This window comes from Serratia sp. CY40230 (assembly GCF_052168835.1).
Classification (GTDB): Bacteria; Pseudomonadota; Gammaproteobacteria; order Enterobacterales; family Enterobacteriaceae; genus Serratia; species Serratia nematodiphila.
The window spans coordinates 782,461-804,916 of sequence record NZ_JBJNLX010000002.1 but is presented as its reverse complement, the minus strand read 5'-3'; the positions used below and the strand labels follow the sequence as shown (position 1 = coordinate 804,916).

Below are 22,456 nucleotides of genomic sequence, written 5' to 3'. Positions count from 1 at the left end.
TTGCAAGGAGAAAATATGAAACGTTTACCTATATCGCTGGCGGTAGCTGCTCTGCTGGCCAGCCCATTGGCGATGGCGAAGACCGTCGACGCCGTCGCCAGCTTTTCCATTCTTGGAGATATCGTCAAGCAGGTGGGCGGCGATCACGTCAAGGTCAGCACGCTGGTGGGGCCGGATGGCGATCCGCACAGTTTCGAGCCTTCGCCGCAGGACGGCAAGAAGCTGGCTCAGGCTGATGTGGTATTCGTCAGCGGCCTGGGGCTGGAAGGGTGGATCGATCGCCTGGTCAAGGCTTCGGGTTATAAAGGGCAGGTGATCACCGCTTCACAGGGCATCAACACCCGCCAGATGGAAGAGGATGGCAAACCGATTACCGATCCTCACGCCTGGAACAGCATGAAAAACGGCGTGCAGTACGCCACCAACGTGATGAACGCCCTGATTGCCGCCGATCCTGAGGATGCCAACTATTTTCGCCAGCGCGGCGCCGACTACATTCAGCAGCTGCAAAAGCTGGATCTGTGGGCCAAAACCCAGTTTGCCGCAGTGCCGCCGCAGAAACGTAAGGTGCTGACCAGCCATGATGCTTTTGGCTACTTTGGACAAGAGTATGGCGTCACCTTCCTTGCCCCGGTCGGATTTTCCACCGAAGCGGAAGCCAGCGCCAGCGACGTGGCGAACCTGATTAAGCAGATTAAACAGGAGAAGGTTAACGCTTACTTTATCGAAAACCAGACCGATCCGCGGCTGGTGAAGCAGATTGCCGCCGCCACCGGCGCCAAGGCGGGCGGCGAGCTGTACCCTGAAGCGCTCTCCCGCGCCGGCGGCCCGGCGGCCACCTATGAGCAGGCGTTCAAACACAATGTCGACACGTTGCTGAGCAGCATGAAGTAATCTCTGCCCCCGCCCGCGGGTGGGGGACAGCTTGCAGGCACTTTCTCGCCATAAAAAAAGCCCCGTTGAGCAGCAACGGGGCTTTGCGACAGATGACACTTGGGAGTTAACGCTTTTTCTTACGTCCCTGTACCGCTTTGAATCGCGGATTGCTTTTACAGATCACATAGATGCGGCCACGACGACGCACGACTTTGCAATCCGGATGGCGATTTTTCGCCGAACGCAATGAACTCAATACCTGCATGGGGTTTCCTTGTTACTTATTGCCGATAAAGCGGCCAAAGCGCTGCTGGAAGCGCGCCGTGCTGCCTTCTTTGGAATAGTCTTTCTGCTTACCGGTGTAATACGGATGCGAAGCGGAAGAGACGTCGAGGGTGACATACGGCCAGCTTTCGCCGTCCAGTTCGATAGTGCGATCGGTTTTGATAGTCGATCCCACTTTGAAGTAGGCATTGGCGCTGACGTCGTGGAACACCACGGTGCGGTAATCGGGATGGATGCCGGGTTTCATAATGGCTCTCTCATGTAATGTTATACTATAACAATAATTATGCGCCGACCTGACATCATGATCAAGCGTAAATTGCACTCACGAGCGAATTAATGAGAACGGTTTGCATTAAGCAACTGAAGCAAAAGAAAAAGGCCGCATGCGCGGCCTTTTCGATTATCGGGTGGAGCTCACATCACTTAGCGATCAGTGGTGCTCTACCGGATGGCTGTGTTCCAGGTCTTCGTTCTTCTTGCTGAAGCGGCGGCGAACCACCACGAAGAACACCGGTACGAAGAAGATCGCCAAGACGGTAGCGGTGATCATCCCGCCCATTACGCCGGTACCAACCGCGTTCTGTGCGCCGGAGCCCGCACCGCTGCTGATAACCAGCGGCAGAACCCCGAGGATGAAGGCCAGGGACGTCATCAGGATTGGACGCAGACGCATACGCACCGCTTCCAATGTCGCCTCGATCAGGCCTTTGCCTTCTTTTTCCATCAGGTCTTTGGCGAATTCCACGATCAGGATGGCGTTCTTCGCCGATAGACCAATGGTGGTCAGCAGCCCTACCTGGAAGTATACGTCGTTGTTCATGCCGCGCATCGTCGCGGCCAACAACGCACCGATAACCCCCAGCGGCAATACCAGCATGACCGAGAACGGCACGGACCAGCTTTCATACAGCGCCGCCAGACACAGGAACACCACCAGAATCGAGATGGCGTACAGCGCCGGCGCCTGGTTGCCCGACAGACGTTCCTGATAGGACATGCCGGTCCAGTCGTAACCGATGCCGCTTGGCAGTTTGGATGCCAGTTGCTCCATCAGGTTCATCGCTTCACCGGTACTCTTGCCCGGTGCGGCCTGGCCCAGAATTTCCATCGACGGCAAGCCGTTATAGCGTTCCAGACGCGGTGAGCCGTATTCCCATTTCGCCGAAGAGAAGGCGGAGAATGGCACCATCTGGCCGCTGGTACCGCGCACGTACCACTTGTTGATGTCTTCCGGCAGCATGCGGAACGGCGCTTCGGCCTGTACGTACACCTTCTTCACACGACCGCGGTCGATGAAGTCGTTGACGTACGAGCCACCCAGCGCGGTGCTCAGCGTGCTGTTAATGGTGGTGATGCTGACGCCCAACGCCTTGGCTTTCTCCTGATCGACGATCAGTTTGAACTGCGGCGTATCTTCCAGGCCGTTCGGGCGCACGCCCACCAGCACATCCGGATGCTGAGCAACCATGCCCAACAGCTGGTTACGCGCTTCGGTCAGTTTTTCGTGCCCCAGGCCGCCCTGGTCAATCAGCTCGAAGTCGAAGCCGGTTGCGGTACCGAGTTCGATAATCGCCGGCAGGTTGAACGGGAACACCAGGCCTTCTTTAATCTGCGAGAAGGCGCCCATGGCGCGACCGGCGATCGCTTCGACCTTGTTCCCGGCCCCCGGACGCTCGCCCCAGTCTTTCAGGCTGACGAATGCCAGGCCGTTGTTCTGGCCGTTACCGTTGAAGCCGAAGCCCGCGACGGTAAACACCGAAACCACGTTGTCCTTTTCCTTGTTCAGGAAGTAGTCAGAGACTTCTTCCAGCACTTTGTTGGTGCGGGACTCGGTGGCGCCGGCAGGCAACTGCACCATGGTCAACAGGATGCCCTGATCTTCGTCCGGCAGGAACGAGGAAGGCAGGCGCAGGAACAGCAGGCCCATGCCAACCACGATCAGCAGGTAGATGATCAGATAGCGGCCGGTGCTGCGCAGGATGTTGCCCACGCTGTCGGTATAGTGATGCGTGCTCTTCTCGAACATGCGGTTAAACCAGCCGAAGAAGCCTGTTTTAACCCCGTGATCGCCTTTCGGGATCGGTTTGAGCATGGTGGCGCACAGCGCCGGCGTCAGGATCAAGGCCACCAGCACCGACAGCGCCATCGCGGACACGATGGTGATCGAGAACTGGCGATAGATGGCGCCGGTTGAGCCGCCAAAGAACGCCATCGGCACGAATACCGCTGACAGCACCATGGCGATGCCCACCAGCGCGCCCTGGATCTGGCCCATCGATTTACGGGTGGCTTCTTTCGGCGGCAGCCCCTCTTCGGACATGACGCGCTCGACGTTTTCCACCACCACGATGGCGTCATCCACCAGCAGGCCGATCGCCAACACCATGCCGAACATCGTCAGGGTGTTTATCGAGAAGCCGAACGCCGCGAGTATCGCAAAGGTCCCCAACAGTACTACCGGCACCGCGATGGTTGGGATCAGCGTCGCGCGGAAGTTCTGCAGGAACAGATACATCACCAGGAACACCAGGATGATGGCTTCGATCAGCGTTTTCACCACTTCGTTGATGGAGATTTTAACGAACGGGGTGGTGTCGTACGGATAAACCACTTTCATCCCTTGCGGGAAGAATGGCGCCATCTTGGCCAGCTCGTCTTTCACACCTTTGGCGGTGTTCAAGGCGTTGGCACCGGTTGCCAACTTGATACCCAGGCCGGCGGCAGGCTTGCCGTTATAACGTGCGGTAACGGCATAGCTTTCCGCGCCGCGCTCGATGTGAGCGACGTCGCGCAGGCGCACCTGGGAACCGTCGGTATTCACCTTCAGCAGGATCTTGCCGAACTCTTCCGGCGAAGTCAGACGGGTCTGCGCGATGATCGAGGCGTTCAACTGCTGCCCCGGCACCGGCGGCAGGCCGCCCAGCTGGCCAGCGGCGATCTGGTTGTTCTGCTCGGTGATCGCGGAGGTCACGTCCGTGGTCGTCAGCTGGTAGTTGTTCAGCTTGTTCGGGTCCAGCCAGATACGCATCGCGTACTGGGCACCGAACAGCTGCACTTCACCCACGCCGGACGAACGGCTGATCGGATCCTTGATGTTGGATGCCACGTAGTCCGCAATATCGTCCTGCGTCATGTTCGGATCGTCGGAAACGAAGCCGGCCACCATCAGGAAGCTGCTGCTGGATTTTTCTACTTTCAGGCCCTGCTGCTGAACTTCTTGCGGCAGCAGCGGGGTGGCCAACGACAGTTTGTTCTGGACCTGAACCTGCGCGATGTCAGGATCGGTGCCGGATTCAAACGTCAGGGTAATGGTGACGCTACCAGAGGAATCACTGGTGGAGGACATGTACATCAGGTTATCGATACCGTTCATGTTCTGTTCGATAATCTGCGTGACGGTATCCTGCACCGTTTTGGCATCTGCGCCCGGGTAGGTGGCGGAAATACTCACCGCCGGCGGTGCAATAGTGGGATACTGCGCGATCGGCAGTTTCATTATTGCAAGCACCCCCGCCAACATGACGATGATGGCGATTACCCAGGCGAAAATTGGGCGGTCTATAAAGAACTTAGCCATGTATTACAGGCTCCTTTTTATGACTTCTGCGCTTCAGACTGCGGCTGTTTTTGCGCCTGAGTGTCAACTTCCTGCACCTTTACCTGCGCGCCTGGATGCACTTTCATCAGGCCGGAGACGATCACGCGATCGCCGGCTTTCAGGCCATCGGTAACCAGCCATTTGTCGCCAATCGCCTGGTCCGCCTTCAGCGTGCGCAGCTCAACTTTATCGTCTGCACCGACCACTAACGCCGTCGCTTCACCACGCGGGTTGCGGGTGACGCCTTGCTGCGGCACCAGCAGCGCATCGCTGCGTACGCCTTCGTCCAGACGGGCGCGCACGAACATGCCCGGCAACAGCGTATCGTTCGGGTTAGGGAACAGGGCGCGAATGGTAATGGAGCCGGTGGTCTCATCGACGGTGACGTCAGAGAATTCCAGCGTGCCTTCCTGCGCATATTCGGTGCCGTTTTCCAGCATCAGTTTCACCTTGGCCTTGCCGTTTTCCTGCTTCAGCGCGCCGCTGGCCAGTTCTTGCTTCAGGCGCAGGAAGTCGGTGCTCGACTGGGTGACGTCGACATACATCGGATCCAACTGTTGCACGGTGGACAGGGCGGTCGCCTGGCCGTTGCTGACCAGCGCGCCTTCGGTCACGGCGGATTTGCCGATGCGGCCGGAGATCGGGGAGGTCACTTTGGTGTACGCCAGATTAATGCGCGCGGTTTCGACGGCGGCCTTGGCGGCCACGACGGCGGCATCCGCTTGCTGCAGCGTGGAGACGGCGTTGTCGTAGTCCTGCTTACTGATATAGCTGGTACCCAGCAATGGCTTGTAGCGGTTTACCGTCACGCGTGCGATGGAAGCGCTGGCCTGTGCTTTGGCCAAATCGCCTTTCGCGCTGTCGTAGCTGGCTTGATAGGTGGCGGGATCGATTTGGTACAGAGACGTCCCGGCCTTGATATCGCTGCCTTCGACGAAGTTGCGCTTCAGGATGATGCCACTGACCTGAGGGCGAACTTCGGCGATACGATACGCAGCGGTGCGGCCAGGAAGATCGGTAGTGATGTTGAGAGGCTCGGCCTTCAAGGTGACTACGCCCACTTCAGGTGCCTGTTGTTGGGCACCTTGCTGTTGGGTTTCTTTATCGTTACATCCTGTTAGCACTAAGCTGCCTGAAAGCATCAGAACGGCCGCCAGAGGCGTTAACCCTCTGTTTTTGTTCATAGAAAAACCTCAAGTGTCCGATTTCAAAATGATCAATGGATCACAAGCTTTAAAACCCATTGCTGCGTTAATTATATGTGCGTGCTATGGTACATACATTCGCGAATGTATGTAAATCACACTCCCCCTAAATAACAATGCCATGGCACGAAAAACCAAACAGCAGGCGCAAGAAACCCGACAGCAAATCCTCGATGCTGCGGTGAGAGAGTTCTCTGAACGTGGCGTTGCTGCAACGTCACTGACAGATATTGCCACCGCTGCTGGGGTTACGCGTGGAGCCATTTACTGGCACTTCAAGAATAAGGTAGACCTGTTTAATGAAGTTTGGGAATCTACCGAGCCGAAAATTGACCAGCTCGAAACAGAGTATCAGGCAAAGTTTCCCGATAATCCACTGCGGGTTATCCGGGAAATTCTGATTTACGTTCTGACGTCTACGGTTGAAGACGGCCGCAGGCGGGCGTTGATGGAAATTATATTCCACAAATGCGAGTTTGTCGGTGAAATGATGCCGCTGCTGGATTCGCGCAAGGTGCTGTACCTCGCCGGTTACGAACGCATCGAAGCGGTGCTGTACAACTGCATTCACCACGGGCAATTGCCGGCCGATCTGCACACTCGTCGCGCGGCGATCATCCTGCGCGGTTATATCACCGGCCTGCTGGAAAACTGGCTGTTTATGCCGGAAAGTTTCGATTTGCGGGCCGAAGCCGAAGCGCTGGTGGATGCGTTTTTGGAGATGCTGCAGTTTTGCCCCACCTTGCGCCTCAGATCCGATATGCCGACGGCAGCACCGTCCAACGCCGGCTCCCTGCCTTTATAAGGAGAGATTTCATGTCATCAGTCGTTCTCATCGCCAATGGCGCCGCCTATGGCCACGAATCCTTGTTCAATGCGCTGCGGTTGGCCATCGCCATGAAAGAGCAGCAGAGCAGTCTCGATCTGCGGCTGTTTCTGATGTCCGATGCGGTGGTGGCCGGGTTGGCCGGGCAGCAGCCGCACGAGGGGTACCACCTGCAGCAGATGCTGGAAATCCTCACCGCGCAGCAGGTGCCGGTCAAGCTGTGCAAGACCTGCGCCGACGCGCGCGGCGTCAGCCGCTTGCCGCTGGCGGACGGCGTGGCGATCGGCACGCTGGTCGAGCTGGCGCAGTGGACGCTGGCGGCGGAGAAAGTGCTGACTTTCTGATTTCGCGACAATGGGACATCACCGGCAACGCTTTTGTTGTTCGTTGCCTGCCGGCTGTCGTGATAATCTTCAGGCTTCTTAACCGATTCCGAAGCTAAATCATGCATCGCTGGTTGACTCTGCCCTCTCTGGCGCCGCGCTCGTTTGTCGGCGCATGCCGGCGGCGCATCGCCGCCGCGACACTTCTTTTCCTGATTTGCGCGCTGAGCTTGCCGGCGCAGGCGGCGCTGAACGGCGATTTGCCGCAGCGCAGCGAAGTGCAAAGTCAGCTGGAAACGCTGAACAAGCAAAAAGCCCTGACGCCGGTCGAAAAGCTGTCCCAGCAGGATTTGACCCGCACGCTGGAGCTGCTGGACGCCATCGAGCGCAACCGGCAGGACGCCGCGCAGCTTAAACAGCAGGTGCAGCAGGCGCCGGTGAAGCTCAATCAGGTGACCGCCGAACTGGATGCGCTGAAGCAGCCGGTGGACAATGCGGCGGCGCGCGCTGCGCTGTTGCCGTTGTCGCTGCGCCAGTTGGAAAGCCGGCTGTATCAAACGCTCGACGAGCTGCAAAACGCGCAGGAGAGCCTCTCCACCTACAACAGCCAACTGGTGTCGCTGCAAACCCAGCCCGAACGGGTACAAAGCACCATGTACGCCGCCTCGCAGCGCCTGCAGGAGATCCGCAGCCAGCTTAGCGGCCAGACGCCGGGGCAAGATTCGCTGCGCAACAGCCAGCAGGTGATGCTGAGCACCGAGCAGGCGCTGCTCAATGCGCAGCTGGAGCTGCAGCGCAAAAGCCTGGAAGCCAATACCACGCTGCAGGATCTGCTGCAAAAACAGCGCGACTACACCACGGCGCATATCGACGCGCTGGATCGGGCGGTGCAGTTGTTGCAGGAGATCGTCAACAGCAAGCGGTTGACGCTATCTGAAAAGACCGCCAAAGAGGCGCAGAACCCGGAAGACGCCACTGATATCCAGCACGATCAGCTGGTCAGCAAGCAGCTGGACGTCAACCGCCAGCTGAGCCAGCGGCTGATCGCCGCCACCGAAGAGAGCAACACCCTGTTCCAGCAGAATATTCGGGTCAAAAACTGGCTCGATCGCGGGCTGCAGGCGGAGCGTAACCTGAAAGAGCAGATCCAGGTGCTGAAGGGCAGCCTGGTGCTATCGCGCATCCTGTATCAGCAGCAGCAGAGCCTGCCGCAGGGCACGCTGTTGGCGGATATGGACACGCGCATCGCCGATTTGCGGCTGGAGCAGTTCGATATCAATCAGCAACGCGACGATCTGTTCAAGGGGGAGGATTACATCAACCAACTGGTGGCCGAAAGCAAGGAAAAGGCCGGCCCGGAAGTGATCGACGCGTTGAACGAGATCGTCGACATGCGCCGCGAGCTGCTGGATCAGCTGAACAAGCAGCTCAGCAACCAGCTGTCGCTGTCGATCAACCTGCAGATCAATCAGCAGCAGCTCACCAGCGTCTACGGTTCGTTGCAGGATACGCTGACCCAGCAGATCTTCTGGGTCAACAGCAATAAACCGGTCGATCTGGCGTGGCTGAAGGCGATGCCGGAGGCGGTGCGCGATCAGCTTGCCGGGCTCGATCTCAAATTCGACGGCGGCAAGCTGGTGCAGGGCGGGTTGAATGCGCTGGTGTTCCTGATCCCGCTGCTGTTGGCGATCGGGGTATTGCGCTGGCGCTACCGGCTGATCGACGGCCATTTACAAAAGCTGGCCAGCGATGTGGGGCAACTGAAGCGCGACGGCCAACTGCATACGCCGAAGGCCATCGCGCTGACCTTGCTGAAGGTATTGCCCGGCGCCGCGCTGCTGCTCGGCGTCGGTTTCTGGATGTATCGCGCCGATTTCGGCATCAGCGACTTTATCTGGGCATTGTCGCAGCAGCTGGCGCTGTCGTGGCTGGTGTTCGGCTTCAGCTATCGCATGCTGAAACCGGGCGGCATCGCCGAGCGGCATTTCAACTTCGGCGCCAATCTGTGCGCGCATTACCGCCGGCAGACGCTGCGGCTGGGATTGGCGCTGCAGCCGCTGATCTTCTGGTCGGTATTGGGCGAAAAAGCGCCGCTGCGCCTGGTGGAAGATGTTATCGGCCAGATCGTGGTGATGCTGACGCTGGCGCTGCTCGCGGTGCTGGTGTTCCCGCTGTGTCGCGACAGCTGGCGCGAAAAGGGCTCGCACGCCGTGCGGCTGATGGTGGTTACTGCCATCGCCGCCACGCCGCTGATCCTGCTGGGGCTGATGTTCGCCGGTTACTTCTATACCACGCTGCGGCTGGCCAGCCGCTGGATAGACAGCCTGTATCTGTTTTTCCTGTGGAATATCGTGTACCTGACCGCGCTGCGTGGCCTGAGCGTGGCGGCGCGGCGTCTGGCCTACCGGCGCGCGTTGGCGCGGCGGCAAAACGTGGCGAAAGAGGGGGCCGAAGGCGGTGAACCGGTGGTGGAAGAGCCGCCGCTGGCGCTCGATCAGATCAACCAGCAGTCGCTGCGCCTGACCACCCTGGTGCTGTTCGCCATCTTCGCCAGCGCCTTCTATGCCATTTGGTCGGATCTGGTGACGGTCATCGCCTATCTGGACAGCATCACGCTGTGGCATTACACCAGCACCGTGGCGGGCAGCAGCGTGGCGCAGGCGGTGACGCTGGGCAACATGATGGTGGCGATCGCCGCAGTGATCGTCGCCTACGTGCTCACCCGCAACTTGCCTGGTCTGCTGGAGGTGGTGGTGCTGTCGCGGCTGCAGCTGCGGCAGGGGGCGTCTTACGCCATCACCACCGTGCTCACTTACCTGATTACCGCCGTGGGCGCCGTGGTTGCGCTGGGATCGCTCGGCGTCTCCTGGGACAAACTGCAATGGCTGGCCGCCGGTCTGACGGTCGGGCTGGGCTTCGGGTTGCAGGAGATCTTCGCCAACTTCGTCTCCGGCCTGATCATTCTGTTCGAACGCCCGATCCGCATCGGCGATACCATCACCATCGGCACCTTCTCCGGTTCGGTCAGCAAGATCCGCATTCGCGCCACCACCATTACCGACTTCGATCGCAAAGAGGTGATCATTCCGAACAAGGCGTTCGTCACCGAGCGGCTGATCAACTGGTCGCTGTCCGATACCATCACTCGCGTGCTGATCAAGGTGGGGGTGGCTTACGGCTCCGATCTCGACAAGGTGAAAAAGGTGTTGCTGCAGGCGGCGCACGACAACCCGCGGGTGATGACCGATCCCGAACCGCAGGTGTTCTTCCTCAACTTCGGTGCCAGCACGCTGGATCACGAACTGCGGCTGTATGTGCGCGAACTGCGCGATCGCAGCTACACGGTAGACGAACTGAACCGCTCAATCGACCGCCTGTGCCGGGAAAACGACATCGACATCGCTTTCAACCAGCTGGAGGTATATCTGCATAACCAGCAGGGCAACGAAGTGCAGGAAGTGAAAAGAACGCTGTCGCCGGACGACGGCGGCCAGACGGCGGGCTGATGAACGTTGAAAGACGAAAGGGACAGCGCGGCGCTGTCCCTGGTTACTGTCCGGCGGGCAGATAGGGCGAGGTGACGCCGGCGCGCTGCAGCTTTTCCTGATAATCCCGTTTGACGATATCCAGCGCCGCCAGTGCGGTGACCGGATCGATCTCGTTGCATTCCAGCAGGTAAATCAAGTCTACCGCCAGCTGCAGTTCGGGTGAGGCGTTTTCCAGAGACATAGCACCTGCGCTTATTAATTAATGGGATGAATAACTCGCGTACCGGCAGAGTATAGTGAACCCGGCGCGCAACCGGGAATAATCATTAAAATATTGTGATAAATCTTCAAAAACCGTTTTCTTTGCGCTCGATATTGCGCTCGATGCGCGCCAACGCCTGACGACAGCGCATCAGCCGCCCCTCCAGCGCCGCCAGCTCGTGCTGCAGTTTTTGCTGTGCCGCCAGCGTGGTTTGGCGGCCGAGCAGGCTTTCCCGATCCTGAATCATGGCGATCAGCCGGCGTTCGTAGTCCTGATGTTCGGCCAGCTTGTGGTACAGATCGGCCTCGGGGGCTTCTTTCGGCTGGTTCTTGCGCCGCAGCGCCTGGGTCGCCAGCTCGCGCTGCAGGGCGGCGATCTGAGCCACCAGTTTTTCGGCCAGAAAGGCCACCTGGCTGGTGCGGTTGTCGTTGGTGGCGCTTTGCAGCTGGGCGAAATTCTTCTCCACCTCGGCCAGGTAGTCGCGCAGCCGCGTGCCGCGATTGGCGAACAGGGCGGCGTCGAAGCGCGCCTGCGGGATCGGAACGTCGCCGCGCGGGGTCACTTCGGCCGCCAGCGCCGCGATCTGCTGTGCCAACACCTGTAATAGACGCTGAGTGCTCACATAAGCTCCCTCTTGATTTCAACAGGCGTAAGCTTGCCCGCGATGCTGCTGTGAAACAAGCGCCGCATGCATATTCCGCCGGCGCGGCGCCGATGCTACAGTAGGCGGCAACAGGTTGAGGAGCGAAGAGCCGCATGACGCGTGGGTTATTGATCATTTTGGGCTGGCTGGCGGTGGTGCTGGCGACGTTGGGCGTGGTGCTGCCGCTGCTGCCGACCACGCCGTTCCTGCTGTTGGCCGCCTGGTGTTTCGCCCGCTCTTCGCCGCGCTTTCATCACTGGCTGCTGCACCGTTCCTGGTTCGGCCCTTACCTGCGCCACTGGCAGCAGCATCGCGCGCTGCCGCCGGGGGCGAAGTGGAAGGCGGTGCTGGTGATCGTGCTGACCTTCGCCTGTTCGCTGTGGCTGGTGAAAATCTGGTGGGTGCGCGGGCTGTTGCTGCTGATGCTGGCCATTTTGCTGACCTTTATGCTGCGTCTGCCGGTTATTGACCTGCCGCAACAAAAACAGCGCTGATTGTGCGCCGCTGGTTGCATTTGTCCGCCAGTTTGCATAGATTTGGGCGTTTTCGTGCGCGGATCGCCTTCCATTTCTTCTCCGGTGTGTTTCTCCCGGGGGCGGCGGGTGAGCGGCGCGCCGGTTTTCAGGCAGTTTTATCAGGCAACAATTATGACCGCTACTGCGCAGCAGCTTCAGTTTATTAAAGACAGTATCAAAACCATCCCGGATTATCCGAAGCCGGGCATCCTGTTCCGCGACGTGACCAGCCTGCTGGAAAACCCGTTGGCCTATGCCGCCAGCATCGAGCTGCTGGTTGAGCGCTATCGCGAAGCGGGCGTGACCAAGGTGGTGGGTACCGAAGCGCGTGGTTTCCTGTTCGGCGCGCCCGTCGCGCTGGCGCTGGGCGTCGGTTTCGTGCCGGTGCGCAAACCGGGCAAACTGCCGCGCGCCACGCTCAGCGAAAGCTATGAGCTGGAGTACGGCACCGACAAGCTGGAGATCCACACCGATGCCATCACCGCGGGTGACAAAGTGCTGGTGGTGGACGATCTGCTGGCGACCGGTGGCACCATCGAAGCGACCACCAAACTGATCCGCCGTCTGGGCGGTGAAGTGAACGACGCCGCGTTCATCATCAACCTGCCGGATCTGGGCGGGGAAGCGCGTCTGAACAAGCTGGGCATCGATTGCTACTGCCTGGTGGACTTCGCCGGCCATTGATGCGGCATTGCCCCTTGGGTACAACGGCCTCGCGGATCGCCGCGGGGCTGTGTTAGCATGACCCTCCAGATTCCTCGACTTCTCCGGTATTAATGAGCTATCAGGTTCTCGCCCGTAAGTGGCGCCCTCAAACGTTCGCAGACGTGGTCGGCCAGGAACATGTCCTGACCGCGCTGGCCAACGGCCTCTCGCTGGGGCGGATCCATCACGCCTATCTGTTCTCGGGCACGCGCGGCGTGGGGAAAACCACCATCGCCCGCTTGCTGGCCAAAGGCCTGAACTGTGAAACCGGCATCACCGCCACGCCATGTGGCCAATGCGACAACTGCCGCGAGATCGAGCAGGGGCGCTTTGTCGATCTGATCGAGATCGACGCCGCTTCCCGAACCAAGGTGGAAGATACCCGCGATCTGCTGGACAACGTCCAGTACGCGCCGGCGCGCGGCCGCTTCAAGGTCTACCTGATCGACGAAGTGCACATGCTCTCGCGCCACAGCTTCAACGCGTTGCTGAAGACGCTGGAAGAGCCGCCGCCGCACGTCAAATTCCTGTTGGCCACCACCGATCCGCAAAAGCTGCCGGTGACCATTCTCTCGCGCTGTCTGCAGTTCCACCTCAAAGCGCTGGACGTCGATCAGATCCGTCAGCAGCTGGAAACGGTGCTGACGGCGGAGCAGATCACCAGCGACGCCCGCGCGCTGCAGCTGCTGGCGCGCGCCGCCGATGGCAGCATGCGCGACGCGCTGAGCCTGACCGATCAGGCGATCGCCATGGGGCAGGGGCAGGTGACCGCCGCTACCGTCAGCCAGATGCTCGGCACGCTCGATGACGAGCAGCCGCTGGCGATCCTCGAAGCGCTGGTCAGCGCCGACGGCGAAAAGGTGATGGCGCAGGTCGCGCAGGCCGCTTCGCGCGGTGTGGACTGGGAAAACTTGCTGGTGGAGACGCTGGCGCTGCTGCATCGCATTGCGATGGTGCAGCTGTTGCCTTCGATGCTCGACAACCAATACGCCGCCGTGGAGCAACGGCTGCGCGAGCTGGCGCGCACCCTGCCGCCGGCCGATGTGCAACTTTACTACCAAACGCTGTTGGTGGGCCGCAAAGAGCTGGCCTATGCGCCGGATCGCCGCATGGGGGTTGAGATGACCCTGCTGCGTGCGCTGGCGTTTCACCCGAAAGCGGTGATCCCAGAGCCGGTGGCGTTGGTGCAGACCGCGCCGGCGCCGATGGCGCAGCCGCAGCAGGCCGCATCGCCACAGCCGCCGCAGTTTCAGGACGCGCCGCCGCCGCTAGGGCAGCCGGCCGCGCCGCAGCGACAATCATCGGCCCCTTTACCGGATGCCACCGCCCAGCTGTTGAAAGCGCGGTCCCAGCTGCAACGGCAGCAGGGAGCATCCACACCAAAAAAGAATGAGCCGGCGGCGCCAGGAATAGCGCGGCCGGCAAACTCGGCGCTGGGGCGTTTGGCTTCGGTGACCGAGCGCAGCCAGCAGCGCCTGGCGGAGAAGAAGGTACCGGAAAAACCGGCGAAGCCGGAAGCCTATCGTTGGCGCGCGCAAACCGAGCCGGAAGCGGCGCCGGAACCGCTGGCAACGCCGAAAGCGCTGCGCACGGCGTTGGAACACGAGAAAACGCCGGAACTGGCCGCCAAGCTGGTGGTGGAGTCGCTGGAGCGCGACGCCTGGGCGGCAGAAATCGATAAGCTGAAGATCCCGAAATTGGTGCAGCAGCTGGCGTTGAACGCCTTCAAGCAGCAGCCGGAGCCGGGCAAAATTAACCTCCATCTGCGGTCTTCGCAGCGCCATCTGAATTCGCCTTCGGCGCAGAAGACGCTGGCCGACGCGCTCGGTGAGCTGTACGGCGGCCCGATTGAGCTGACCGTGGTGGAGGACGATAATCCGGCGGGGCGCACCCCGCTGGAATGGCGACAAGCCATCTATGAAGAAAAACTGGCGCAGGCGCGCCAGTCCATCGAAGCGGATACCAACATTCAGACGCTGCGCCGATTCTTCGACGCGGATCTGGATGAAGAGAGTATTCGCCCCCTTTAAACGCCGCGCGAGGTGCGCGGCCCTAGCGACGAGAGACGACTATGTTTGGTAAAGGCGGTCTGGGCAACCTGATGAAGCAAGCCCAGCAAATGCAAGAAAAAATGCAGCAGATGCAGGAAGAAGTCGCCAAATTGGAAGTGACCGGCGAATCTGGCGCCGGCCTGGTGAAAGTCACCATCAACGGCGCGCACAACTGCCGCCGCGTGGAAATCGATCCAAGCCTGATGGAAGACGACAAAGAGATGCTGGAAGATCTGATCGCCGCGGCGTTTAACGACGCCGCGCGCCGCATCGAAGAGACCCAGAAAGAGAAAATGGCCTCCGTCTCCAGCGGCATGCAGTTGCCGCCTGGCTTCAAGATGCCGTTCTGATGCAAACCAGCCCGCTCCTTGAATCCCTGATGGAGGCGCTGCGCTGTTTGCCGGGCGTCGGCCCGAAATCGGCGCAGCGCATGGCGTTTCAACTGCTGCAGCGCGATCGCAGCGGCGGCATGCGCCTGGCGCAGGCGTTGACGCGCGCGATGTCGGAGATTGGCCACTGCGCCGACTGCCGCACCTTCACCGAACAGGACGTCTGCACCATCTGCGCCAATCCGCGCCGCCAGCAAAACGGCCAGATTTGCGTGGTGGAAAGCCCGGCGGATATCCACGCCATCGAGCAGACCGGCCAGTTCGCCGGGCGCTACTTTGTGCTGATGGGGCATCTGTCGCCGCTGGACGGCATCGGGCCGGGCGATATCGGTCTGGATCGCCTGGAGCAACGGCTGGAAAAGGAAAGCATCACCGAAGTGATCCTCGCCACCAACCCGACGGTGGAAGGGGAGGCGACCGCCAACTACATCGCCGAGATGTGTGGCCAGTATGGCGTGCTCGCCAGCCGCATCGCCCACGGCGTGCCGGTGGGCGGCGAGCTGGAGATGGTCGATGGCACCACGCTGTCGCATTCGCTGGCCGGGCGCCACGCCATCAAGTTCTGATGTTTTCCCGGATGGGGCCGCCCGGCCCCATTGTTTTTTGCCAAAAAAATCCCGCCGTCCGCTTGAAAAACAACACCCTGACCCTCATCTGATCCTCATTGTTCGATTTTGGTAGCCATTGTCTTTTGAGGTAATCAATGAGTATGAAAGGTCAAGAAACCCGCGGGTTCCAGTCTGAAGTAAAACAGCTGCTTCATTTGATGATCCATTCGCTGTACTCCAACAAAGAAATTTTCCTGCGCGAGCTGATTTCCAACGCCTCTGACGCCGCCGACAAGCTGCGCTTCCGCGCCCTGTCCGCGCCAGAGCTGTACGCCGGCGACGGCGAGCTGCGCGTACGTTTGTCCTTCGATAAAGAGCAGCGCACCCTGACCATCGCCGACAACGGCATCGGCATGCGCCGCGAAGAAGTGATTGAAAACCTCGGCACCATCGCCAAGTCAGGCACTAAAGCGTTCCTGGAATCCATCGGTTCCGATCAGGCGAAAGACAGCCAACTGATCGGCCAGTTCGGCGTCGGTTTCTACTCGGCGTTCATCGTGGCGGACAAAGTGACCGTGCGCACCCGCGCCGCCGGCGCCGCCGATGACGAGGGCGTGTTCTGGGAGTCCGCCGGCGAAGGCGACTACACCATCGCCGACATCACCAAAGAGACCCGCGGCACCGAAATCACCCTGCATCTGCGCGAAGGCGAAGATGAGTACCTCGACGCCTGGCGCCTGCGTTCGGTGATCGGCAAATATTCCGATCACATCGCCTTGCCGGTGGAGATCGAAAGCAAAAACGAAGAAGACGACACCGTCACCTGGGAGAAGATCAACAAGGCGCAGGCCCTGTGGACCCGCAGCAAGGCTGACGTGACCGACGAAGAGTACAAAGAGTTCTACAAACACATCGCCCACGACTTCACCGATCCGCTGAGCTGGAGCCACAACCGGGTGGAGGGCAAGCAGGAATACACCAGCCTGCTGTACATCCCGGCGCAGGCGCCGTGGGACATGTGGAACCGCGATCACAAGCACGGCCTGAAGCTGTATGTGCAGCGCGTGTTCATCATGGACGACGCCGAGCAGTTCATGCCGAACTACCTGCGCTTCGTGCGCGGCCTGATCGACTCCAACGATCTGCCGCTGAACGTGTCGCGCGAGATCCTGCAAGACAGCCGTGTGACGCAAAACCTGCGCGGCGCGCTGACCAAGCGCGTGTTGCAGATGCTGGATAAGCTGGCCAAAGACGACGCCGAAGGCTACCAGAAATTCTGGCAACAGTTCGGTCTGGTGCTGAAAGAGGGCCCGGCGGAAGACAACGGTAACCAGGAAGCGATCGCCAAACTGCTGCGCTTCGCCTCTACCCACGGTGACAGCTCGGCGCAGACCGTATCGCTGGAAGAGTACGTCAGCCGGATGGCGGAAGGGCAGGAGAAGATTTACTACATCACCGCCGACAGCTACGCCGCGGCCAAGAGCAGCCCGCACCTGGAGCTGTTCCGCAAGAAAGGCATCGAGGTGCTGCTGCTGTCCGATCGCATCGACGAGTGGATGATGAGCTACCTGACCGAGTTCGACGGCAAGCCGTTCCAGTCGGTCAGCAAGGCGGATGAAGCGCTGGATAAACTGGCGGATGAAACCGAAGAGCAGAAGGCCGCCGAGAAGCAACTGGAACCGTTCATCGAACGCGTGAAAACCCTGCTGGGCGATCGCGTGAAGGATGTGCGCCTGACGCACCGCCTGACCGATACGCCGGCGATCGTGGTGACCGACGCCGACGAGATGAGCACCCAGATGGCCAAGCTGTTCGCCGCTGCGGGCCAGCAGGCGCCGGAAGTGAAGTACATTTTCGAGCTTAATCCGGAACATGCTCTGGTCAAACGCGCATCCGACGTGGGCGATAACGAACATTTCGCCGAATGGATCGACCTGTTATTGGATCAGGCGCTGCTGGCTGAACGCGGCACGCTGGAGGATCCGAACCTGTTCATCCGCCGCATGAACAAGTTGCTGTCCGCCTGAAGTTGATTATATGCGCCCTTAACGGCACCGTTAGGGGCGCATTTTCGGTTTTTTCCCGCCTTTTCTCGCCTTTTGTTCGTCGGTTTTTTTGCACATTCCGCAATCGATTTCCTTCGCGCGCCTTGAGCCTGCCCCCCCTGAAATGGTATCGTTGAGCGTTTTCGCAATTTTATAAAAACTACATAGCAAGGGGATTTACGCAATGCGTATCATTCTGCTGGGCGCTCCGGGCGCTGGTAAAGGTACTCAGGCTCAATTCATCATGGAGAAATACGGCATTCCGCAAATCTCCACCGGTGATATGTTGCGCGCAGCCGTGAAGGCCGGCAGTGAACTGGGCAAGCAGGCGAAAGAGATCATGGACGCCGGCAAGCTGGTGACCGATGAGCTGGTGATCGCGCTGGTCAAAGAGCGCATCGCTCAGGAAGATTGCCGCAAGGGCTTCCTGCTGGACGGTTTCCCACGCACCATTCCGCAGGCTGACGCGATGAAAGAAGCCGGCATCAACGTGGACTTCGTGCTGGAGTTCGACGTGCCGGACGAGCTGATCGTTGACCGCATCGTTGGCCGCCGCGTGCACGCGCCGTCCGGCCGCGTATACCACGTGAAGTTCAATCCGCCGCAGGTGGAAGGCAAAGACGACGTGACCGGCGAAGAGCTGACCACGCGCAAGGACGATCAGGAAGAGACCGTGCGCAAGCGTCTGGTGGAATACCATCAGATGACCGCGCCGCTGATCTCTTACTACAGCAAAGAAGCGGCAGCGGGCAACACCCAATACCGCAAAATCGACGGCACCCGCAAGGTAGCCGAAGTGAGCGCAGAGCTGGCGACCATCCTCGGTTGATCGCAAGCGCATCGTGCATGACGCCGGGCCCGTGGCCCGGCGTTTTTTTTTGCCGTTTTCCCGTTAAATTGTGATCGCGGCGGCTTGTTGCAACCGTGCCCGTTAATCGCCCGCGCCAAATGGCGTATAACAAGCCTGCGTTTTCACCCTCAGCAGGGAGCCGGGCATGCTCAGACAAACCACTCTTCTGGCGGAAGCCACCGCGCGCCAGATCGTCCAGCGGGCGATGGGCATCATCAGCCATTCCGTCAACGTGATGGACAGCAACGGCGTGATCATCGCCTCCGGCAATCCGCAGCGTCTGTTTCAGCGCCATGAGGGCGCGGTGCTGGCGTTGGCGGAGAATCGGGTGGTGGAGATCGATCGCGCCACCGCCGAGCATCTGAAAGGGGTGCGGCCTGGCATCAACCTGCCGTTCAGCTTTCGTAATCAGCGAGTGGGGGTGATCGGCATTTCCGGCGAGCCGGCCGAGGTGCGCGCCTACGCCGAGCTGGTCAAGATGGCGGCGGAGATGATGGTGGAGCAGGCGGCGCTGCTGGATCAGCACCAGTGGGAAAAACGCTACCGGGAAGAGCTGGCGAATCAGCTGCTGCAGCCGCAGCCGAACACCGCGTCGCTGGAGGCGATGGCGGCGTATCTGGGGTTGGATCTGCGCCAGGCGCGCATCGTCTGGATCGTCGAACTGCAAGAGGCGCAGCCGCACCTGCTGCGCGAACTGCTGGCCGAGCTGGAGGCCACCCAGCGTGACGCGTTGATCGCCATTACCGGCTTCAATGAAATGACTCTGTTGCGCCCGGCCAGCATGGCGCAAGGCGAATGGAGCCTGAAGCTGGAGCGCCAACAGGCGCAGCGTCTGCAAAACCAGCTCAAGCACCGCTTTCGGGTGCGGCTGATCGTCGGCGGTTTTTATGACGATCCGCAAGGCGCCTACCGCTCCAGCCTGACGGCGCGAGCCACCCAGGCGATGGCGCAGCGCCTGAAATTGCGTCACGCCACGCTGTTCTACCACGACTATCCGCTGCCGTCGCTGCTGTGCGATCTGGGAGAGGACTGGCGCGCGCAAGAGCTGGGGCGTCCCTGGCGAACGCTGGGCGAACAGGACGAAAAAGGCGTGCTGCGCAGTACGCTGCGCCACTATTTTTCGCAGAATTGTGATCAGACGCAGACCGCCGCGCAGCTGCATATTCACGTCAATACCCTGCGTTATCGCCTGCAGCGCATCGAGGTGATAACCGGCATGAAAATCAATCAATTAACTGACTCTCTGCGGTTGTATATCGGCATGCTGATGCACGACTGAATTGTGCCAACCCACAAATTCCGCGCCGTTCCCCCGGCGATTTTTTGTTGTTTTCCCTCAGGTCTGCGCCGGGCGCGCGCGATATGTTGGCCTGCACATCAACCACGGAGAAAACAACAATGACAACCGTATCCACTCTAGGGGCGCTGGTGGCGTTAGCCGTCGCCATCGTCCTGATTCTACGCAAGGTGCCGCCGGCTTACGGCATGATTGCCGGCGCGCTGGCGGGCGGGCTGTGCGGCGGCGCCGATCTGGTGCAGACCGTGACGCTGATGATCGGTGGGGCGCAGGGCATCACCAACGCCGTGATGCGCATTCTGGCGGCGGGGGTGCTGGCCGGGGTGCTGATCGAATCCGGCGCGGCGCACACCATCGCCGAAACCATCGTGCGCAAGGTGGGCGAAACCCGCGCGCTGCTGGCGCTGGCGGTGGCTACACTGATCCTGACGGCGGTGGGGGTGTTTATCGACGTGGCGGTGATCACCGTCGCGCCGATCGCCCTGTCGATCGCCCAGAAGGCCGGCATTTCACGCGCGGCGATCCTGCTGGCGATGATCGGCGGCGGCAAGGCCGGCAACGTGATGTCGCCCAACCCGAACACCATCGCGGCGGCGGACAATTTCCACGTGCCGCTCACCTCGGTGATGATGGCCGGCATCGTGCCGGGGCTGTGCGGCCTGGTAGTGGCCTATCTGCTGGCGCGCCGCCTGAGCGATAAAGGCAGCAAGGTGATGGCCGAAGAGCTGACTCAGCATGCCGAAGGGGCGCGGCCGGGCTTCGCGGCGGCGATCAGCGCGCCGCTGGTGGCGATCCTGCTGCTGTCGCTGCGGCCGATCGCCGGGATCGCCGTCGATCCGCTGATCGCGTTGCCGGCCGGCGGTTTGGCGGGCGCGCTGTTGATGGGGCGTATTCGCCAGTGCAATCAGTTCATGGTCTCCGGCCTGTCGCGCATGGCGCCGGTGGCGATCATGCTGCTCGGCACCGGCACATTGGCGGGCATTATCGCCAACTCGGCGCTGAAGGATGTCCTGATTAACGGTTTGACGCATACCGGGCTGCCGGCCTGGCTGCTGGCGCCGCTGTCCGGCGCGCTGATGTCGATGGCGACCGCCTCGACCACCGCCGGCACCGCCGTCGCCTCCGGGGTGTTCAGCTCCACGCTGCTGGAGCTGGGGGTGAGCGGGCTGGCCGGCGCGGCGATGATCCACGCGGGCGCCACGGTGCTGGATCACCTGCCGCACGGCAGCTTCTTCCACGCCACCGGCGGCAGCGTCAATATGGCGGTGCACGAGCGGCTCAAGCTGCTGCCGTATGAGACGCTGGTGGGGTTCACCATCGCGGCAATCTCGGCGCTGATGTTTGGCGTATTTAACCTGGCGGGATAAGGAACAGTGATGAAAACGCTGAAAAAAGTGGTTATTGCCCCGGATTCTTTCAAAGAGAGCCTGAGCGCGCTCGGCGTCGCCGACGCCATCGAGCGGGGATTCCGTCAGATTTATCCGCAGGCGCACTACGTGAAGCTGCCGATGGCGGACGGCGGTGAAGGCACGGTGGAGTCGATGGTGGAGGCCACCGGCGGCGAGATCGTCCAGGTGACGGTCACCGGGCCGCTGGGGGAGCCGGTGCAGGGATTCTATGGCCTGCTGGGCGATGGCGAAACCGCGGTGATTGAAATGGCCGCCGCCTCCGGGCTGCATCTGGCGCCGCCCGGCCGGCGCGATCCGCGCATCACCACCAGTTACGGCACCGGCGAACTGATGTTGGCGGCGCTGGAACGCGGCGTGAAGGCGATCATTCTCGGCATCGGCGGCAGCGCCACCAACGACGGCGGCGCCGGGATGATGCAGGCGCTGGGCGTGAAGTTGCTGGATAAGGATCTTCGCCCGCTGCCGGTGGGCGGCGCGGCGCTGGCGCAGCTGGCGCATCTCGATCTCGCCGGGCTGGACGCGCGTTGGCAACGGGTGAGCGTGACCGCCGCCTGCGACGTCGATAACCCGCTGTGCGGCGAAAAGGGCGCCTCGGCGGTGTTCGGGCCGCAGAAGGGGGCGACGCCGGAGATGGTGGCGCAGCTCGATGCGGCGCTGCACCACTACGGCGAGCTGCTGGAACGGGAAACCGGCCGCGCCGTGCTCACCCAGCCGGGCGCGGGGGCGGCGGGCGGCATGGGGGCGGCGCTGCTCGGCATGCTCGATGCGCGCTTGCGGCCGGGCATCGAGATCGTCACCGAAACCCTGTGCCTGGATGAGGCGGTGCGCGATGCCGACTTGGTGATCACCGGCGAAGGGCGGTTGGACAGCCAGTCGATTCACGGCAAAACGCCGATTGGCGTGGCGCGGGTGGCCAAGCGTCACGGCGTGCCGGTGATCGCCATCGCCGGCAGCCTGACGCCGGATTATTCGGTGGTGCATCAGCACGGCATCGATGCGGCGTTTTCGGTGCTCGATCGCATCGTGACGCTGGAAGAAGCGCTGACGGACGCCGATCGCAATCTGCAGGTGACGGCGCGCAACGTGGCGGCGGTATGGCAGCTGGCGCAGGGAAGAAGCCCACAGGCATAGCCTGTTG

General features: G+C 60.9%; 20 protein-coding genes and 1 other annotated feature. Of the genes, 14 read left to right on the top strand and 6 right to left on the bottom strand.

Translation table 11 applies throughout. The features are described 5' to 3' along the window. Window positions 1–15: 15 nt before the first annotated feature. Window positions 16–894 carry a metal ABC transporter substrate-binding protein gene (locus ACJ8IJ_RS11025; RefSeq protein ID WP_004940307.1) on the top strand — a complete coding sequence of 293 codons (879 nt, stop codon included), beginning with the start codon at window positions 16–18 and terminating at the stop codon, window positions 892–894. A gap of 106 nt (window positions 895–1,000) precedes the next feature. On the opposite strand, the gene ykgO is transcribed toward ACJ8IJ_RS11025, so the two are convergent. The 4 genes from ykgO to sdeX form a co-directional block, all read right to left on the bottom strand. Then, the gene (gene ykgO, locus ACJ8IJ_RS11020) at window positions 1,001–1,141 is read right to left on the bottom strand and encodes a type B 50S ribosomal protein L36 (RefSeq protein ID WP_004940304.1); all 141 of its coding nucleotides are present in this window, start codon (window positions 1,139–1,141) and stop codon (window positions 1,001–1,003) included. 12 nt (window positions 1,142–1,153) lie between these two features. Beyond that, window positions 1,154–1,408 carry a type B 50S ribosomal protein L31 gene (locus tag ACJ8IJ_RS11015; protein WP_004940303.1) on the bottom strand — a complete coding sequence of 85 codons (255 nt, stop codon included), beginning with the start codon at window positions 1,406–1,408 and terminating at the stop codon, window positions 1,154–1,156. 186 nt (window positions 1,409–1,594) lie between these two features. Then, complete coding sequence (gene sdeY, locus ACJ8IJ_RS11010) at window positions 1,595–4,741, bottom strand: multidrug efflux RND transporter permease subunit SdeY (protein WP_004940301.1); 3,147 nt, start codon at window positions 4,739–4,741, stop codon at window positions 1,595–1,597. A 17-nt stretch (window positions 4,742–4,758) separates the two neighbouring features. Further along, a complete protein-coding gene (sdeX, locus tag ACJ8IJ_RS11005; protein WP_004940290.1) occupies window positions 4,759–5,946 on the bottom strand; it encodes a multidrug efflux RND transporter periplasmic adaptor subunit SdeX in 1,188 nt (395 codons plus the stop codon). A 142-nt stretch (window positions 5,947–6,088) separates the two neighbouring features. On the opposite strand from sdeX, the gene acrR reads away from it, so the two are divergent. The 3 genes from acrR to mscK all read left to right on the top strand — a co-directional run bounded on the left by acrR (window position 6,089) and on the right by mscK (window position 10,622). Beyond that, a complete protein-coding gene (acrR, locus tag ACJ8IJ_RS11000) occupies window positions 6,089–6,772 on the top strand; it encodes a multidrug efflux transporter transcriptional repressor AcrR (RefSeq protein ID WP_049188633.1) in 684 nt (227 codons plus the stop codon). Between the two features lie 11 nt (window positions 6,773–6,783). Continuing rightward, window positions 6,784–7,137, top strand: coding sequence for a DsrE/DsrF/TusD sulfur relay family protein (locus ACJ8IJ_RS10995; RefSeq protein ID WP_004940282.1), 354 nt, complete (start codon window positions 6,784–6,786; stop codon window positions 7,135–7,137). 101 nt (window positions 7,138–7,238) lie between these two features. Continuing rightward, window positions 7,239–10,622 (top strand): mechanosensitive channel MscK, encoded by a 3,384-nt coding sequence (mscK, locus tag ACJ8IJ_RS10990; RefSeq protein WP_442518621.1) that lies wholly within the window; start codon window positions 7,239–7,241, stop codon window positions 10,620–10,622. Window positions 10,623–10,665: 43 nt separating this feature from the next. Here the strand turns inward: mscK and rsmS are convergent, their stop codons facing one another. Beyond that, a complete protein-coding gene (gene rsmS, locus ACJ8IJ_RS10985; RefSeq protein ID WP_004940278.1) occupies window positions 10,666–10,845 on the bottom strand; it encodes a pleiotropic regulatory protein RsmS in 180 nt (59 codons plus the stop codon). A gap of 106 nt (window positions 10,846–10,951) precedes the next feature. Continuing rightward, entirely contained in the window at window positions 10,952–11,488 is a 537-nt protein-coding gene (gene priC, locus ACJ8IJ_RS10980) for a primosomal replication protein PriC (RefSeq protein ID WP_131164603.1), read from the bottom strand. A gap of 134 nt (window positions 11,489–11,622) precedes the next feature. Between priC and ACJ8IJ_RS10975 the strand changes: the two genes are divergently transcribed. The 10 genes from ACJ8IJ_RS10975 (at window position 11,623) to ACJ8IJ_RS10930 (ending at window position 22,449) form a co-directional block, all read left to right on the top strand. Further along, window positions 11,623–12,003, top strand: coding sequence for a DUF454 family protein (locus ACJ8IJ_RS10975; RefSeq protein WP_004940275.1), 381 nt, complete (start codon window positions 11,623–11,625; stop codon window positions 12,001–12,003). Between the two features lie 153 nt (window positions 12,004–12,156). After that, window positions 12,157–12,708, top strand: a complete 552-nt coding sequence (gene apt / locus ACJ8IJ_RS10970; RefSeq protein WP_015376864.1) for an adenine phosphoribosyltransferase — start codon at window positions 12,157–12,159, stop codon at window positions 12,706–12,708. A 92-nt stretch (window positions 12,709–12,800) separates the two neighbouring features. Further along, on the top strand, window positions 12,801–14,759 hold the full coding sequence (gene dnaX / locus ACJ8IJ_RS10965; RefSeq protein ID WP_004940265.1) for a DNA polymerase III subunit gamma/tau: 1,959 nt from the start codon (window positions 12,801–12,803) through the stop codon (window positions 14,757–14,759). Continuing rightward, window positions 14,092–14,156, top strand: a sequence feature (DnaX frameshifting element). (Overlaps the previous gene by 65 nt.) A gap of 41 nt (window positions 14,760–14,800) precedes the next feature. Beyond that, window positions 14,801–15,130, top strand: a complete 330-nt coding sequence (locus ACJ8IJ_RS10960) for a YbaB/EbfC family nucleoid-associated protein (protein ID WP_004940264.1) — start codon at window positions 14,801–14,803, stop codon at window positions 15,128–15,130. Continuing rightward, window positions 15,130–15,735, top strand: coding sequence for a recombination mediator RecR (recR, locus tag ACJ8IJ_RS10955; protein WP_004940263.1), 606 nt, complete (start codon window positions 15,130–15,132; stop codon window positions 15,733–15,735). The genes ACJ8IJ_RS10960 and recR overlap by 1 nt, the downstream gene beginning before the upstream one ends. Window positions 15,736–15,878: 143 nt before the next feature. Continuing rightward, complete coding sequence (htpG, locus tag ACJ8IJ_RS10950; protein WP_280630867.1) at window positions 15,879–17,744, top strand: molecular chaperone HtpG; 1,866 nt, start codon at window positions 15,879–15,881, stop codon at window positions 17,742–17,744. 202 nt (window positions 17,745–17,946) lie between these two features. Continuing rightward, complete coding sequence (gene adk / locus ACJ8IJ_RS10945) at window positions 17,947–18,591, top strand: adenylate kinase (RefSeq protein ID WP_004940261.1); 645 nt, start codon at window positions 17,947–17,949, stop codon at window positions 18,589–18,591. Window positions 18,592–18,757: 166 nt separating this feature from the next. Further along, window positions 18,758–19,891 carry a sugar diacid recognition domain-containing protein gene (locus ACJ8IJ_RS10940; protein WP_265260917.1) on the top strand — a complete coding sequence of 378 codons (1,134 nt, stop codon included), beginning with the start codon at window positions 18,758–18,760 and terminating at the stop codon, window positions 19,889–19,891. Between the two features lie 119 nt (window positions 19,892–20,010). Further along, window positions 20,011–21,276 carry a GntP family permease gene (locus tag ACJ8IJ_RS10935; protein ID WP_015376868.1) on the top strand — a complete coding sequence of 422 codons (1,266 nt, stop codon included), beginning with the start codon at window positions 20,011–20,013 and terminating at the stop codon, window positions 21,274–21,276. A 9-nt stretch (window positions 21,277–21,285) separates the two neighbouring features. Next, window positions 21,286–22,449 (top strand): glycerate kinase, encoded by a 1,164-nt coding sequence (locus ACJ8IJ_RS10930; protein ID WP_197753055.1) that lies wholly within the window; start codon window positions 21,286–21,288, stop codon window positions 22,447–22,449. Window positions 22,450–22,456: the final 7 nt, after the last annotated feature.

Bases quoted from the DNA above. Each gene is read 5' to 3' on its own strand.
- ACJ8IJ_RS11025 (WP_004940307.1), top strand. From the start codon at position 16: ATGAAACGTTTACCTATATCGCTGGCGGTAGCTGCTCTGCTGGCCAGC.
- ykgO (WP_004940304.1), bottom strand. From the start codon at position 1,141: ATGCAGGTATTGAGTTCATTGCGTTCGGCGAAAAATCGCCATCCGGAT.
- ACJ8IJ_RS11015 (WP_004940303.1), bottom strand. From the start codon at position 1,408: ATGAAACCCGGCATCCATCCCGATTACCGCACCGTGGTGTTCCACGAC.
- sdeY (WP_004940301.1), bottom strand. From the start codon at position 4,741: ATGGCTAAGTTCTTTATAGACCGCCCAATTTTCGCCTGGGTAATCGCC.
- sdeX (WP_004940290.1), bottom strand. From the start codon at position 5,946: ATGAACAAAAACAGAGGGTTAACGCCTCTGGCGGCCGTTCTGATGCTT.
- acrR (WP_049188633.1), top strand. From the start codon at position 6,089: ATGGCACGAAAAACCAAACAGCAGGCGCAAGAAACCCGACAGCAAATC.
- ACJ8IJ_RS10995 (WP_004940282.1), top strand. From the start codon at position 6,784: ATGTCATCAGTCGTTCTCATCGCCAATGGCGCCGCCTATGGCCACGAA.
- mscK (WP_442518621.1), top strand. From the start codon at position 7,239: ATGCATCGCTGGTTGACTCTGCCCTCTCTGGCGCCGCGCTCGTTTGTC.
- rsmS (WP_004940278.1), bottom strand. From the start codon at position 10,845: ATGTCTCTGGAAAACGCCTCACCCGAACTGCAGCTGGCGGTAGACTTG.
- ACJ8IJ_RS10975 (WP_004940275.1), top strand. From the start codon at position 11,623: ATGACGCGTGGGTTATTGATCATTTTGGGCTGGCTGGCGGTGGTGCTG.
- apt (WP_015376864.1), top strand. From the start codon at position 12,157: ATGACCGCTACTGCGCAGCAGCTTCAGTTTATTAAAGACAGTATCAAA.
- dnaX (WP_004940265.1), top strand. From the start codon at position 12,801: ATGAGCTATCAGGTTCTCGCCCGTAAGTGGCGCCCTCAAACGTTCGCA.
- ACJ8IJ_RS10960 (WP_004940264.1), top strand. From the start codon at position 14,801: ATGTTTGGTAAAGGCGGTCTGGGCAACCTGATGAAGCAAGCCCAGCAA.
- recR (WP_004940263.1), top strand. From the start codon at position 15,130: ATGCAAACCAGCCCGCTCCTTGAATCCCTGATGGAGGCGCTGCGCTGT.
- htpG (WP_280630867.1), top strand. From the start codon at position 15,879: ATGAAAGGTCAAGAAACCCGCGGGTTCCAGTCTGAAGTAAAACAGCTG.
- adk (WP_004940261.1), top strand. From the start codon at position 17,947: ATGCGTATCATTCTGCTGGGCGCTCCGGGCGCTGGTAAAGGTACTCAG.
- ACJ8IJ_RS10940 (WP_265260917.1), top strand. From the start codon at position 18,758: ATGCTCAGACAAACCACTCTTCTGGCGGAAGCCACCGCGCGCCAGATC.
- ACJ8IJ_RS10935 (WP_015376868.1), top strand. From the start codon at position 20,011: ATGACAACCGTATCCACTCTAGGGGCGCTGGTGGCGTTAGCCGTCGCC.
- ACJ8IJ_RS10930 (WP_197753055.1), top strand. From the start codon at position 21,286: ATGAAAACGCTGAAAAAAGTGGTTATTGCCCCGGATTCTTTCAAAGAG.